Source organism: Arthrobacter sp. P1_D12 (assembly GCF_056406175.1).
The window spans coordinates 1-12805 of sequence record NZ_JBFUAR010000019.1 but is presented as its reverse complement, the minus strand read 5'-3'; the positions used below and the strand labels follow the sequence as shown (position 1 = coordinate 12805).

The 12805-nt window shown below is 66.8% G+C and carries 14 protein-coding genes; 9 read left to right on the top strand and 5 right to left on the bottom strand.

The features are described from left to right. Window positions 1-27: 27 nt before the first annotated feature. Together AC1DZV_RS15060 and AC1DZV_RS15055 are read left to right on the top strand one after the other, a co-directional pair. On the top strand, window positions 28-573 hold the full coding sequence (locus AC1DZV_RS15060; protein ID WP_476949946.1) for a hypothetical protein: 546 nt from the start codon (window positions 28-30) through the stop codon (window positions 571-573). A 138-nt stretch (window positions 574-711) separates the two neighbouring features. Beyond that, window positions 712-1740 (top strand): thioesterase domain-containing protein, encoded by a 1029-nt coding sequence (locus AC1DZV_RS15055; protein WP_476946555.1) that lies wholly within the window; start codon window positions 712-714, stop codon window positions 1738-1740. 23 nt (window positions 1741-1763) lie between these two features. On the opposite strand, the gene AC1DZV_RS15050 is transcribed toward AC1DZV_RS15055, so the two are convergent. Beyond that, window positions 1764-2594: an HAD-IIA family hydrolase gene (locus AC1DZV_RS15050; RefSeq protein WP_028277432.1), complete on the bottom strand. Its 831-nt coding sequence runs from the start codon at window positions 2592-2594 to the stop codon at window positions 1764-1766. Between the two features lie 58 nt (window positions 2595-2652). Between AC1DZV_RS15050 and AC1DZV_RS15045 the strand changes: the two genes are divergently transcribed. From AC1DZV_RS15045 to AC1DZV_RS15035, 3 genes are all read left to right on the top strand, one after another. Beyond that, window positions 2653-3330 (top strand): TrmH family RNA methyltransferase, encoded by a 678-nt coding sequence (locus tag AC1DZV_RS15045; protein ID WP_079555318.1) that lies wholly within the window; start codon window positions 2653-2655, stop codon window positions 3328-3330. Window positions 3331-3567: 237 nt separating this feature from the next. Beyond that, entirely contained in the window at window positions 3568-4587 is a 1020-nt protein-coding gene (gene fbaA, locus AC1DZV_RS15040; protein WP_243181434.1) for a class II fructose-bisphosphate aldolase, read from the top strand. A gap of 2 nt (window positions 4588-4589) precedes the next feature. Continuing rightward, window positions 4590-5015, top strand: coding sequence for a DUF3151 domain-containing protein (locus tag AC1DZV_RS15035; protein ID WP_028277429.1), 426 nt, complete (start codon window positions 4590-4592; stop codon window positions 5013-5015). A gap of 94 nt (window positions 5016-5109) precedes the next feature. Here the strand turns inward: AC1DZV_RS15035 and AC1DZV_RS15030 are convergent, their stop codons facing one another. Then, complete coding sequence (locus AC1DZV_RS15030; RefSeq protein ID WP_028277428.1) at window positions 5110-5742, bottom strand: uracil-DNA glycosylase family protein; 633 nt, start codon at window positions 5740-5742, stop codon at window positions 5110-5112. Between the two features lie 175 nt (window positions 5743-5917). After that, window positions 5918-7126: a cobalamin-independent methionine synthase II family protein gene (locus tag AC1DZV_RS15025; protein ID WP_476949944.1), complete on the bottom strand. Its 1209-nt coding sequence runs from the start codon at window positions 7124-7126 to the stop codon at window positions 5918-5920. Window positions 7127-7529: 403 nt separating this feature from the next. On the opposite strand from AC1DZV_RS15025, the gene AC1DZV_RS15020 reads away from it, so the two are divergent. Continuing rightward, window positions 7530-8819: an adenylosuccinate synthase gene (locus AC1DZV_RS15020; RefSeq protein ID WP_476954024.1), complete on the top strand. Its 1290-nt coding sequence runs from the start codon at window positions 7530-7532 to the stop codon at window positions 8817-8819. A 144-nt stretch (window positions 8820-8963) separates the two neighbouring features. Here AC1DZV_RS15020 and AC1DZV_RS15015 read toward each other — a convergent pair whose 3' ends face one another. After that, window positions 8964-9626, bottom strand: coding sequence for a GntR family transcriptional regulator (locus tag AC1DZV_RS15015; RefSeq protein WP_476954023.1), 663 nt, complete (start codon window positions 9624-9626; stop codon window positions 8964-8966). Between the two features lie 105 nt (window positions 9627-9731). Between AC1DZV_RS15015 and AC1DZV_RS15010 the strand changes: the two genes are divergently transcribed. After that, window positions 9732-10742: a 1-aminocyclopropane-1-carboxylate deaminase gene (locus tag AC1DZV_RS15010; RefSeq protein WP_476954022.1), complete on the top strand. Its 1011-nt coding sequence runs from the start codon at window positions 9732-9734 to the stop codon at window positions 10740-10742. 415 nt (window positions 10743-11157) lie between these two features. On the opposite strand, the gene AC1DZV_RS15005 is transcribed toward AC1DZV_RS15010, so the two are convergent. Further along, window positions 11158-11301 (bottom strand): hypothetical protein, encoded by a 144-nt coding sequence (locus AC1DZV_RS15005; RefSeq protein WP_476954021.1) that lies wholly within the window; start codon window positions 11299-11301, stop codon window positions 11158-11160. Between the two features lie 280 nt (window positions 11302-11581). Here AC1DZV_RS15005 and AC1DZV_RS15000 point away from each other — a divergent pair, with 280 nt between their 5' ends. After that, on the top strand, window positions 11582-12130 hold the full coding sequence (locus AC1DZV_RS15000) for an RNA polymerase sigma factor (protein WP_028277422.1): 549 nt from the start codon (window positions 11582-11584) through the stop codon (window positions 12128-12130). Next, a partial coding sequence (locus tag AC1DZV_RS14995) for a hypothetical protein (protein ID WP_476954020.1) occupies window positions 12127-12805 on the top strand: 679 nt, incomplete at its 3' end. The genes AC1DZV_RS15000 and AC1DZV_RS14995, both read left to right, overlap by 4 nt.

Here is a 12805-nt window from a genome sequence, read left to right as displayed (position 1 = left end):
CCATAGACATCCTTATTTGGAGTACCTATGGACCAAACACTGCAAGCCCACGTCAAACTCGATGTCGTTTCCGACGTCGTCCGGATTAGTGTCCGGGGGAGCCTCACACAGGCCTCCCGCCCCTCCCTGATGCAAATTATCCAGCGCGTCCGCCGCATGGGAATCATCTCGCACATCCGCGTTGACCTCGGCCTGGCCGCATTCGTGGAATCAGTGGCGCTGGCCGGCCTGCGCAACGACCTCAACGCGATCGACGGCGGGGCCTCCGGCTCGGAGGTCGCCGGCAGGCCGGCTCCCGGCGGAGTCTCCCTGGAACTGACCGCGCACCGCGACGATTCCGCCGCCTTGCCACCCCTGGACATGGCCGGGGAATTTACGGCCTCGATCGATCCCTCAGGCACCCGGAAGCTGAACCGGTTCTCCGACGACGAACTCTTCGCCGCGAGCGACTCTGTGTTCGGCCTTCTCGATGATCCCGCTGACATGGCCCGCTCGGAACTCCTGGCGACTTATGACGAGATCGGCATGGAAATCAGCCGCCGCGAGGTCGGCCGCGAGCCCGAACCCGCATAACCGGCAACGGCGTGCGAACGGCGCCAACCGCGCCAGCGGCCCGCCAGCGGCGCTTCCACGCTGGGCTTCGGGACCGCTGTATGGTCCGGTTTCTCATCCCCGACAAAGCGTGGCTACGGTAGAGATGTGCCGGCCGAGATGGATCCGAACCATCCGCGAGGCCCCGGTGCTTCCGAGGCCCGCATGCTCCGCCGCGCCGTCGAGCTTAAACGGGTTTCCCGGCGATCGTTCCTGATCGGCGCCGGGTCCGCGTCGCTGCTGGCGGCGGACATGCTGTTCACTCAGCGCGTGCAGGCCGAGCGGCGTGTCAGCCGGATCCTCGAAGTACCTGATGACGTTGCCGAACGGTATTACCCCCACGCCAGCTGGATCCTGTTCCCCGGCTATAAAACGAGCTGGGAAGAAGCCCTGTGGATCCTGAACGCGCTGCGCGGCTCCCTGAACAAGAGGGGCCAGCTCGCCGCCGTCGGGTATTCCAACGAAGGCCTGGACATCGACGAGGTGGTCATCGCCGTGATCGAGCACGTCCGCGCCCACAATCTCACCAGCCTCTACTTCTACGGCCATAGTTTTGGCGGCATGGTGGCAACCCAGGTGGCGGCCCGGCTGCGCGAACTGCACGGCGTCGAAGTGGCGTTCATCCTCCTCGACTCCAGCCCGGCGAGCCGGCACGACGTGCTGGACCAGAGCTGGTTCGAGGGCGTGGTGCTGCTCTACGAAAGCGGGTTCCGCTTCCCCACAGTGCTGCGCGGCGGCTACGAGCTCGGCGAGAGGATGCTGCACAAGAATGAACGCAGTTGGGGCCAGGTGGTGGACCAGACACTGGAACAGCTGTCCCCGATCGCGCCGTCCAGCGTGCTGATCCAGTCCGAATCCGCCTACATCTTCCACTTTGAGGCCAGCCGTTTCGTCGGGAAGCTGGGCGAAACGAAGATGGCGTTCATCGGCAACCCCCGGGACAAGACGGTGGATTACGAGACCGCCCGGGACAACTGGTCACTGTCCTTCAAAACCAACATGGTCTCGGATGACCTGCGCACCGACGGGGCGAGGCCGGAGCACGCGAGCCCTGGCTGGAGCCCGTTCATCTACCGGCCCATCATCGAAAAACTCCAGGACGACCTCTTCCCGCTGCCGGGCGGCGGCGGGAAGAAAACCGCGTTCTGAGGTATCGCGTTCTGGGGTGTTGCTCAGATCTGGTTCTTGAGGTCCGCCACGGAATTCAGGATCTGGTTCGGCCGGAACGGATACGCGGCGATATCGTCCCGGTGGGTGATGCCGCTGAGCACCAGCACCGTGTGCAGGCCCGCCTCCATGCCGGCGATGATGTCGGTGTCCATGCGGTCGCCGATCATCGCCGTGGTTTCCGAGTGCGCGTCGATCTGGTTCATCGCCGACCGGAACATCATCGGGTTGGGCTTGCCCACAATGTACGGCTCGCGGCCCGTGGCCTTGGTGATGAGGGCAGCGATGGCCCCGGTGGCAGGCATGGGTCCGTCCTTCGAGGGCCCGGTGGCGTCCGGATTGGTGGCGATGAAACGCGCGCCGGCGAGGATCAGGCGGATGGCCATGGTGATGGCCTCAAACGAATAGGTGCGGGTCTCGCCGAGCACCACGAAGTCGGGGTTCTGGTCGGTGAGGATGAAGCCGGCCTCGTGGAGCGCCGTCGTGAGTCCTGCTTCGCCGATCGTGTAGGCGCGGTTTCCCGACTCCGAGCCGCGGACCTGGTCCTTGAGGAACTGGGCCGTGGCCAGAGCCGAGGTCCAGATGTTCTCCTCCGGGATTTCCAGCCCGGAAGAGCTCAGCCGCGCCGCGAGGTCCCGGGGCGTGAAGATTGAGTTGTTGGTCAGCACGAGGAACCGCTTGGAGGTGTCCACCCAGCGCTGGATCAGCTCCGCCGCGCCAGGGATGGGCTGGTTCTCGTGGACCAGCACACCGTCCATGTCCGTGAGCCAGCACTCGATTTCCTGGCCGCTGCGGTACACCGACGCCGATGAACGTACTTCGTCTGACTCTGCCATGGGGGACCTCCGCCGCTGGTGATGTGCTGCTTACTGGCTCCCAGTCTAATGTTGAGGAGTGACTGAACAGCCCGAAAGCCCCGCCCCGTCCCTTCCCGCCGCAGAGGAAGGGCCGGAACCGAAGGCGGAGGTCGGCGTCGGCCCCTGGGAAGGCGAACTTCCACAGGGCGGGCACTGGGACCCGGACCTGCTGGCGGACGGCGACCGGCGCAACGTGGTGGACAAATACCGCTACTGGAAGCACGAGGCGATCGTGGCCGACCTGGACTCCAAACGCCACAATTTCCACATCGCCATCGAGAACTGGCAGCACGACCTCAACATCGGCACCGTGGTCCGGACCGCCAACGCGTTCCTGGCCAAGGAAGTCCACATCATCGGACGACGCCGGTGGAACCGCCGCGGGGCCATGGTCACCGACCGCTACCAGCACGTCCGCCACCACCCCACCGTTGAGGACTTCGTGGCCTGGGCGCAGGGGGAGGGGCTGGCGATCATCGGGATCGACATCTTCCCGGACTCGGTGCCGCTGGAGACCTACGAACTGCCCAAGGACTGCGTCCTGGTCTTCGGCCAGGAAGGCCCGGGCCTGACCCCTGAAGTCCACGAAGCGGCGCTGGACACCCTGTCGATCGAACAGTTCGGCTCCACCCGTTCCATCAACGCAGCCTCCGCCGCCGCGATCGCGATGCACGCCTGGATCCGCCGCCACGTGTTCGGCCAGCTCCCGGGCTAAAGCCACCGCCGGCGGCCGGCGCACCGCCAGCGCCCGGCGCAATGCCGGCGGCGGGGCCGGCGCCGGCCAGTCCGCCGGCAGGCCGGAACCATGACCGAAGCGCCCGGCCGCGAGTGTTACAGGGGCCACGTGACCGGAGACACGGCCCCGGCGCAGGAATGGCTAGGATGGTTCCTAGCCGACGAGGTTCCCTCCAGGATCACCAGCCCGTAGACGAAATTCACATTAGGAGTCAGCATGCCCATTGCAACCCCAGAGATCTACTCCGAGATGATCGACCGTGCAAAGACGGGCGGCTTCGCCTTCCCGGCGGTCAACGTCACGTCCTCCCAGACCCTGAACGCCGCCCTGCGCGGCTTCGCCGAGGCCGAGTCCGACGGCATCGTCCAGGTCTCCACCGGCGGTGCAGCTTACTGGTCCGGCGCCTCCACCAAGGATATGGTTGCCGGCTCCCTCGGCTTTGCCGCGTTCGCCCGCGAAGTCGCGAAAAACTACGGCGTGAACATCGCCCTGCACACGGACCACTGCCCCAAGGACAAGCTGGACGGCTTTGTGCTCCCGCTGCTTGCCGCCTCCGAGGCCGAGGTCAAGGCAGGCCGCAACCCCCTCTTCAACTCGCACATGTGGGACGGCTCCGCCGAGACCCTGCAGGAAAACCTGCGGATCGCCCGTGAACTGCTCGAGCGCACCGCGGCCGCCAAGATGATCCTCGAGGTCGAGATCGGCACCGTGGGCGGCGAGGAAGACGGCGTCGAGAACGCCATCAACGACAAGCTCTACACCACGGTCGAGGACGCCCTGGCCACCATCGACGCGCTCGGTTCCGGCGAAAACGGCCGCTACATCACGGCGCTGACCTTCGGCAACGTGCACGGCGTCTACAAGCCGGGCGGCGTCAAGCTCCGCCCTGAGATCCTCAAGGACATCCAGGAGCAGGTCGGCGCCAAGATCGGCAAGGCCAACCCGTTCGACCTCGTGTTCCACGGCGGCTCCGGCTCCTCGGACAAGGAAATCGCGGACGCCGTCTCCTACGGCGTCATCAAGATGAACATCGACACCGACACCCAGTACGCCTACACCCGCCCCGTGGTGGATCACATGTTCCGCAACTACGACGGCGTGCTGAAGGTCGACGGCGAGGTCGGCAACAAGAAGCTCTACGATCCCCGCGTCTGGGGTGCTTCGGCGGAGGCCGGCCTGGCCGCCCGCGTGGTCGAGGCCGCCCAGCAGCTGGGCTCCACCGGCAAGACCTTCTAACCATGTCCGACGAGTTCCGGAAAAACCTGATGGGTCCCGAGCCCACGCTCCTGCCTGCCGAGAGCGAGATCTACCAGCATCTCGCGCTCGGCCAGGAAGCCGTGGACCTCGTGGCGAAGCACCCCACCTCCTCGCTCCTGTGGGCCATCCTCGCCGAGGAGGCCTGGGACGAGGGCCGCACCATCGATTCCTACGCGTACTCGCGGGTCGGCTACCACCGCGGCCTGGACTCGCTGCGCCGCAATGGCTGGCGCGGCGTCGGGCCGATCCCGTGGGAGCACGAACCCAACCGCGGCTTCCTGCGCTCCCTCTACTCGCTTGGCCGTGCGTCCGCGGCGATCGGCGAGGCTGAGGAGCCGGAGCGGATTGAAAAGTTCCTGAAGGATTCCGATCCCGGCGCGAAGGCGGCCATCGAAGCCGAGGGCTGAGGCGGCACCAGACAACGCGTTGCGGTTTAACAGACGACGGCGGGCTCTCACCTTGAGGTGGGAGCCCGCCGTCGTTTGTGCGTGCGCGGGTGGGTCAGCTGGCCTTGGCCAGCCCTGTGCGGGCCATGGCGTCCGCGTACGCGGTGTGCATCTCCGCCAGGTACTCTTCCTGCCGGGCCGGGGTGCCGGCGAACGCCCGGCCGCTGAGCGAGCGGACCTTGTAGGTCTTCAGGCCGCGGCGCCAGATCATGGGCACTTCGGTCTTGAGTAGCAGGTTGGCCAGACGGTTGGCCTCGGTGCCGTGGGCGACGATCACGGAGGCGCGGGGAACGAGGGCCAGGAACTTCAGCAGCGGCTTCAGGCCCGCGGAAATCTGGTCCGGCGTGAACTTGCCGTTCGGCTCGCCGGGGACGTGCCACGGGTGGACGTTCCAGGGCATGACGAATTCGGGGCGCAGGCCGAGTTTCCACTGGATGCCCAGCATGCGGGTGGCGGCCTCGTCGTCGCCGGCGGTGATGAAGCCTGACGCGTCAGCGGTGCCGATGTTGGAGTACAGGCTGATGATCCGGCACTCGTCGACGTCGTGCATGGGGTCCACGTAGGGGACAGCGGTGCCAGCTTTGGTTGCCTGGAGGACGTCAAGGAGCTCGTTGACGGGGGCGACGTTAGGTTCGTACCGGCGGCTCAGAAGCTCTTCGCGGAAATTTTCGGTGGCCAGGGCTGTCATATGTTGCTGGGTCTCCTGCGGGATTGGCAAAGCTGCCACACCGGATGCAGGCACGCCGAATACGGGCATGCGGAGCAATGGTGTGGTTTGAAAATGTGGTGTGGACCGATTCCTGGTCGATCCTTATCAGTCTATCAAGCCCCGCGAAATGCGGCGCCGGGCCGGACCCCGGCTGCTACCAGAGCCGCTGGGTGGCGCGGCGTGCGCCTTCGCCTAGGGCCTCCAGCTTGGCGTAGGCGATTTGGGGATGCACCCTGCCGCCCAGCCCGCAATCGGTGGACGCAATCACGTTTTCCCGTCCCACGAGCTCGGCGAAGCGCACGATCCGGTCGGCCACGAGGTCCGGATGCTCCACGACGTTGGTGGCGTGCGAGACGACGCCGGGGATGATGACCTTCCCCTCGGGGAGGTTCGCTTCCTCCCAGACGCGCCATTCGTGCTCGTGCCGGACGTTGGCCGCCTCGAAGGAGTAGCCGCCGGCATTGACCTGCAGGACTGAGTCGACGATGTCCGCGAAGGGGATGTCCGTGGTGTGCGGGCCGTGCCAGGAACCCCAACAGACATGCAGCCGGATCTGCTCCTGGGGAAGACCGCGCAGCGCCCAGTTCGTTGCTTCGACCCGGAGTTGGATGAACTTCAGGTAGTCCGCCAGGCTCGGCTCGGGGTTGATCTGGTCCCAGCTCTCGGCCAGGGAGGGGTCGTCGAGCTGGACTGTCAGGCCGGCGTCGATGATGGCCTTGTATTCCTCTCGCATCGCGTCGGCGCAGGCGTAGAGGAGTTCCTCGTCGCTGCCGTAGTAATCGTTGGCCACGCGGGCGCACGAACCGGGCGAGAGGGAGGCGATGAACCCCTCGGCGAGTCCGGCAGCGGCCAGGCCGGTCTTGAGGTTGGCAACGTCCGAGGCCACGAGCTCCTGGCCCGTGTACGTCAGCGGCCCGGCGATCTTGGGCTGCGTGACGGCCCTGCGGTGGGCCAGGATACCGGAGGAGGGGTCGTTGTAGGCGTCATCGAACTTCTCCCGGTCCCGGCGGTCCGGGAACGAGGTCAGGACGATGTGGCCGGGCGAGGAGCGGTGCACCGTGGCGTCGGCCCAGCGGTCCACGTCGGTCGGTTCCAGGCCGCCGAGCCGTGAGAAGGAGTAATTCCACCAGGCTCCGTAGTCCACGGAGCTGGACATCGTGTGCCCGTACTCGCCGTCATTGGGGATGTCGATGCCCAGCTCCTTCTGGCGCTGGACGACGTCCACCACCGAGGTTTCGAGCAGGTCCAGGAATTCGGGCGTGATGCCGTCCGTTTCCTTGGCCTCGTTCGCGGCGATCAGCTCCGGCGTGCGGGGCAATGAGCCGGCATGGGTCACACGGATGTGGTCTGTGGTCCGGGGCATGGCGCGGTTTCCTTTCGGCCGCTCGGGATTCTCACTCCCACTCAATTCCACCCCGCGCCGTCCCGCAAGTAGTGCCCGCTATGTGTCGGGCCTGAGCCGGCGGATGATGCAGCTACGACGAACGCCATGGAAAAGAACGGCTCGTCCGCCGCGGCGGACGCGTGGCCCTCCCTCGCGGAAGCCGCCCCGGCGTTCACCACCGTCGGGACGGCGCGTCCAAGCAGGGACCCAAAGCGATGCCGGGCACCGATTTCGGCTAAACTTGGGTGGTAAGAGCCCCGGAACTCTGGCGTTGGATACGAACACAGCGATAGATTCGGGGCATTCTCATGAACGGCGCTGAACTGCGGTGACCGCCTGGTCATCAAACGCAGTTCGGCCCGAACGAATGGGGGAGGATCCCATGCCAGCAATCGTGATCGTCGGAGCCCAATGGGGCGACGAAGGCAAAGGTAAGGCCACTGACCTGCTTGGCGGCCGCGTCGACTATGTCGTCAAGCCCAACGGCGGCAACAACGCCGGGCACACCGTCGTCGTAGGCGGTGAGAAGTATGAGCTCAAGCTCCTTCCGGCCGGCATCCTGAGCCCGAACGCGGTTCCGATCATCGGCAACGGCTGCGTGGTGAACCTGGAAGCGCTGTTCCAGGAGATCGACGGACTGGAGGCCCGCGGCGCGGACACCTCCAAGCTGCGCGTCTCCGCCAACGCGCACCTCGTGGCGCCCTACCACCAGGTCCTGGACAAGGTCACCGAGCGGTTCCTCGGCAGTCGCGCCATTGGCACCACCGGCCGCGGCATCGGCCCGGCCTACATGGACAAGGTGGCCCGCCTCGGCATCCGCGTCCAGGACGTCTTTGACGCCTCGATCCTGCGCCAGAAGGTAGAGGGTTCGCTGCGTCAGAAGAACGAGCTCCTGGTCAAGGTCTACAACCGCCGGGACATCGAGGTGGACGAGATCGTGGAGTACTTCCTGTCCTTCGCCGAGCGCCTCCGCCCGCTGGTCATCGACAGCACCTACGTCCTGAACACCGCCCTGGACGAGGGCAAGGTGGTCCTCATGGAGGGCGGCCAGGCCACCTTCCTGGACGTTGACCACGGCACCTACCCCTTCGTGACGTCCTCGAACCCGACCGCGGGCGGCGCCTCCGTGGGCTCCGGCATCGGCCCCACCCGGATCTCGCGTTCCATCGGCATCATCAAGGCCTACACCACCCGCGTGGGCGCAGGGCCGTTCCCGACGGAACTGTTCGACGAGATGGGCATGTACCTGCAGAAGACCGGCGGCGAGTTCGGCGTCAACACCGGCCGTCCCCGCCGCTGCGGCTGGTACGACGCAGTGCTGGCGCGCCACGCCTCCCGGGTCAACGGCTTCACGGACTACTTCGTCACCAAGCTGGACGTGCTGACGGGCATCGAACAGATCCCGGTCTGCGTGGCCTACGACGTCGACGGCGTGCGGCACGACGAAATGCCCATGACCCAGACCGAGTTCCACCACGCCAAGCCGATCTTCGAATACTTCGAAGGCTGGACCGAGGACATCACCGGCGCCCGCGCCCTGGAGGACCTGCCGGAGAACGCCCGGAACTACGTCCTGGCCCTGGAAAAGCTCTCCGGCACGCGGTTCTCCGCGATCGGCGTCGGCCCGGACCGCGACCAGACGATCGTGGTCAACGACCTCATCAACGATTAGCACCGGTTGACGCAACACTGACCGGCGTACGACGGCGGCGGGTCGCCCTTGCACGGGGCGGGCCGCCGCCGTCGCCGTTAAGGCCGCAGCCAAGGCCGCAGCCGCGCCTGGGCCACAGCTGGCCTGGGCGGGACCACAACGGTCCTAGGCGGGGTCTTCCGCGGACGTGAACCGCAGCGAGAGCCAGTTCTCCCGGCACGCCCTGGCCGCGGCCTCGGCGTCCCCAAGGCGGGCGAGCCGGATGATTTCAGCGTGCTGCGCCACCGATTCCCGGGCGGCAAAGGAGCCGAAGCGCATCCGCTCCACCCGGCGCAGGACGGGGGTGGTTTGTTCCAGGAGTTCCCGGAGCACCGGGTTGCCGCTGACCGTGACAAAGACGGCGTGGAAATCGTCATCGGCCCGCAGTGCCGACTCGACCTCCGCCGCCTGCAGGGCCTGTTCGAAGCGCGCATTGGCCCCGGCCATGGCGGCGAGGTGCTCCTCCGCCAGGAGCGGGACGGCCAGGCGTGCGGCCAGCTCGTGCAGTCCCGCCACCACCTGCTGCGTGCTGAGGGTCGACGCCGGGTCGCACGGGGCCACGATGGTCGCCTTGCCCGGCAGCGCAACCACCAGGCCGGCGCGTTCCAGCTGCAGCAGCGCCTCGCGGATGGGTGTCCGGCTCACGCCGAGCCACGCTTCCAGTTCGGCGTCCTTCAGCCGTTCGCCGGGCTCGAAGGTGCCGTCGACGATCGCGTTACGGATCGATTCAAAGACGTTGTCCCGCAGCAGCGGCCGCTTGTGGACTCCGGCGAGCGAGGGGACGGGCATGCAACATATCGTATATCCCTCTTGCCCTCCCGGAGCCCGTATCCGACAATGCAATATATTGCATATTTGCTGTGACCGTTTCCCACCGCGAGCGAAGGACCGACGATGGCCATCACTGATTTCGAACGCTACCCCCTGATGTTTGGCCCGAGCCCCATCCATCCGCTGCCGCGGCTCAGCGCACACCTGGGCGGGGCGCAGATCTGGGCGAAGCGCGAGGACGTCAACAGCGGCCTCGCGTTTGGCGGCAACAAGACGCGCAAGCTGGAGTACTTCGTCCCGGAGGCCCTGGCGCAGGGCGCGGACACCCTCGTCTCGATTGGCGGCTACCAGTCCAACCACACCCGCCAGGTCGCGGCGGTGGCCGCGAAACTCGGCCTCAAAGCCCGCCTGGTTCAGGAAAACTGGGTCGACTGGCCCGATCCGTTGTCCGACCGGGTAGGCAACATCCTGCTCTCGCGGATCATGGGCGCCGACGTGCGGCTGGACAGTGCGGGCTTCGACATCGGCATCCGCAGCAGCTGGGAGACCGCCATCGAAGAGGTCAGGGCCGCCGGCGGCACGCCCTACGCGATCCCGGCCGGCGGGTCCGACCACAGGCTGGGCGGTCTGGGCTTCGCCAACTGGGCCTACGAGGTGGAAGAGCAGGAGCGCGAGCTCGGCGTCTTTTTCGACACGATTGTCGTCTGCACCGTCACGGGCTCCACCCACGCCGGGATGATCGCGGGTTTTGCCGGCCAGGACAAACCGCGCCGCGTGATCGGCATCGACGCGTCGGCAACCCTGGCGAAGACCCGTGACCAGGTGGAACGCATCGCCCGGAACACCGCCGAGCTGATCGGCCTGGGCAGGGAACTCCGGGACGAGGAAATCAACGTCATGGAGGGCTGGGCCGGGGACCTCTATGGGATTCCCGTCGATTCCACCCTGGAGGCCATTCGGCTGGGCGCCTCGCTCGAGGCCATGATCACCGATCCCGTCTACGAGGGAAAGTCCCTCGCCGGGCTGATCGACCTCGTGAAAAGCCGGGAAATTCCGGCCGGCAGCAATGTCCTTTATGCCCATCTGGGTGGCCAAGTCGCCCTCAATGCCTACAGCGGGCTCTTCCGCTCCTGACGCGCCGTCGTCGTTAATCCCCGGCAGCACCGGCTCAAAAAAGAAACCAAGAAACTTCCGCTTGGTGCGTAACCTTTCGGGCCCGCCCAGCGATTACTCCTTTGTAAGCGCCTCCGGAGTCTTGGACCCCCCACCAGACACCGGCTGGCCTTCCACCGTAAGTGCCGGCCGGCGCCTGCCCCCATGGGCGCCGGCCAGCCTTTTCTGGCGAGAGTGGGCTGTCAACTGCCCCCATGAGGCCTCAGCCCGCCTTCAAACCAAAAAAACAAAGGATATACGTCTGTAATGAAGAGTGTTAGCAAGACCACCAAGATCGCTGTCGGCGCCGCCATTCTGGCAGTCGGAGGTTTCTCCGGCATAGGACTGGCCAATGCCGCTCAGATGTCCAGCACCGAGCAGGCTGAAGTGAGCCACGCTACGCCCGCCACGCCGGCTGTCCCGGCCACGCACCGAAGGTGCCGTCGACGGCTCCGCCGACGCGAAGGACGGAGCCACCGTCAAGGGCGACGCCAGCGTCAAGGGTGCTGCCGGCGAGGCACGCGCCAACGCCAACATCCACGCCGCAGTTCCGGCGACCCCGGCGACACCTGCCGTCCCCGGTGCCAAGGGCGTTCCGGCAACCCCCGCTATTCCGGCAACCCCGGCTGTTCCGGCCCAGCCGTCCGTTCCGGCCCAGCCGTCCGTCGAGCTGCCCCAGCACGACAAGTAAATTCCGGCTGTTTGGCCTGGACCCGGCATGGGTCTGAAAGCAAGGAGGGAGCCCTCACTTTGGAGGGCTCCGGGGTGCGGCCGCTAGACTTGCGGGGGCCGCACCCCAGCAGTAACGGAAGGACAGCCTCTTGGCACAGCAGCTAAGCGATGACGAATTGTCAGCCGCCTTAGCTGGTGACCCTTCAGGTTTCAGCGCGGTGTACACGGTTATTTCCCCGGCCGTGCTGGGCTACTTCCGGGCCCGGGGCGTGGACGACGCCGAGGCCCTGACCCAGGATGTGTTCGTGGACGTCCTGCCAAAGCTGGCCGGCGTCAGCGGCGGCCACGCAGGTCTAAGGACCTTCATTTTCTCCGTCGCCCACGCGCGGCTGGTCGACTACAGGCGGCGGGCAGAACGCACTCCGCATTTGGCCGAATACGATCCCCTGAACGACGCCCGGTACTCGGCATCCGCCGAGGACGAAGTGCTCGGATCCCTGGGCGGTATCTCGGACACTCTCGCGAGGCTCAATGAGGAGCAGCGCGAAGTTCTGGTCCTGCGGATCGTCGCGGACCTTTCCATCGAACAGGTGGCCGGCATCATGGACAAGACGCCGGGTGCCATCAAGCAGCTTCAGCGCCGCGGGCTCAGTGCCCTGCGCGAACTCGTAACCGAAAAGGACCACGCAGCATCATGACCGGCACCCGCGACCCCCAGCAGGATGGCACCATCCAGGCGATGCTGGGCGACTCCGGCCTCGAATCCGCGGCCGAGCTTCGGAGCGCGCTGGAACAGCTCCGCGCCGTGGTCCCGGATGCGGCTCCCGCGCCCCGCGCCGACCTCGCGGCCCTGCTCGCGGCAGGGACAGCCGGAGCAGCCGGTCTTGCCGCCGCCCCTGACACAGCCACGACGACGGCGCTGCCCACCGTCGCGTCCGCGAAGAATGACGCCGACGAATCGCTCCCGGCCGGGGTCACCAGCTTGGCCGAGCGCCGCCGCCGGAAGCGCCGGCTGGCAATCGTCGGTGGCGCCGTCGTGGGTGCCATGACCCTTGGCGCCGGCGCCGTGGCGGCATCCAGCGAGGACTTCCGGCACAGCGTCAGCCACACCGTCGGGGTCATCTTCCAGACTCCGGGCCACGGTACACCGGTCCCCGAGCATGTCCAGCCGTCGCCGTCCACCATCCCCGCCCTTCCCGCGCCCGCCGCCACGCCGGGTCACGGCACGTCCGGAACACCGGGTGCTGACCAGTCCGGAGCATCGACACCCACCATCTCCAGCGCCCCGGGCGCCCCGGCGGCCGGACACGCGCCCCCTGCCACACCGCCCGCCGTCGGCCGCGACGGCATCCTGCCGACCCCCGGGCCCGGGC

Bases quoted from the DNA above. Each gene is read 5' to 3' on its own strand.
- AC1DZV_RS15010 (WP_476954022.1), top strand. From the start codon at position 9,732: ATGGCCATCACTGATTTCGAACGCTACCCCCTGATGTTTGGCCCGAGC.
- AC1DZV_RS15020 (WP_476954024.1), top strand. From the start codon at position 7,530: ATGCCAGCAATCGTGATCGTCGGAGCCCAATGGGGCGACGAAGGCAAA.
- AC1DZV_RS15035 (WP_028277429.1), top strand. From the start codon at position 4,590: ATGTCCGACGAGTTCCGGAAAAACCTGATGGGTCCCGAGCCCACGCTC.
- AC1DZV_RS15025 (WP_476949944.1), bottom strand. From the start codon at position 7,126: ATGCCCCGGACCACAGACCACATCCGTGTGACCCATGCCGGCTCATTG.
- AC1DZV_RS15050 (WP_028277432.1), bottom strand. From the start codon at position 2,594: ATGGCAGAGTCAGACGAAGTACGTTCATCGGCGTCGGTGTACCGCAGC.
- AC1DZV_RS15015 (WP_476954023.1), bottom strand. From the start codon at position 9,626: ATGCCCGTCCCCTCGCTCGCCGGAGTCCACAAGCGGCCGCTGCTGCGG.
- fbaA (WP_243181434.1), top strand. From the start codon at position 3,568: ATGCCCATTGCAACCCCAGAGATCTACTCCGAGATGATCGACCGTGCA.
- AC1DZV_RS15060 (WP_476949946.1), top strand. From the start codon at position 28: ATGGACCAAACACTGCAAGCCCACGTCAAACTCGATGTCGTTTCCGAC.
- AC1DZV_RS15030 (WP_028277428.1), bottom strand. From the start codon at position 5,742: ATGACAGCCCTGGCCACCGAAAATTTCCGCGAAGAGCTTCTGAGCCGC.
- AC1DZV_RS15055 (WP_476946555.1), top strand. From the start codon at position 712: ATGGATCCGAACCATCCGCGAGGCCCCGGTGCTTCCGAGGCCCGCATG.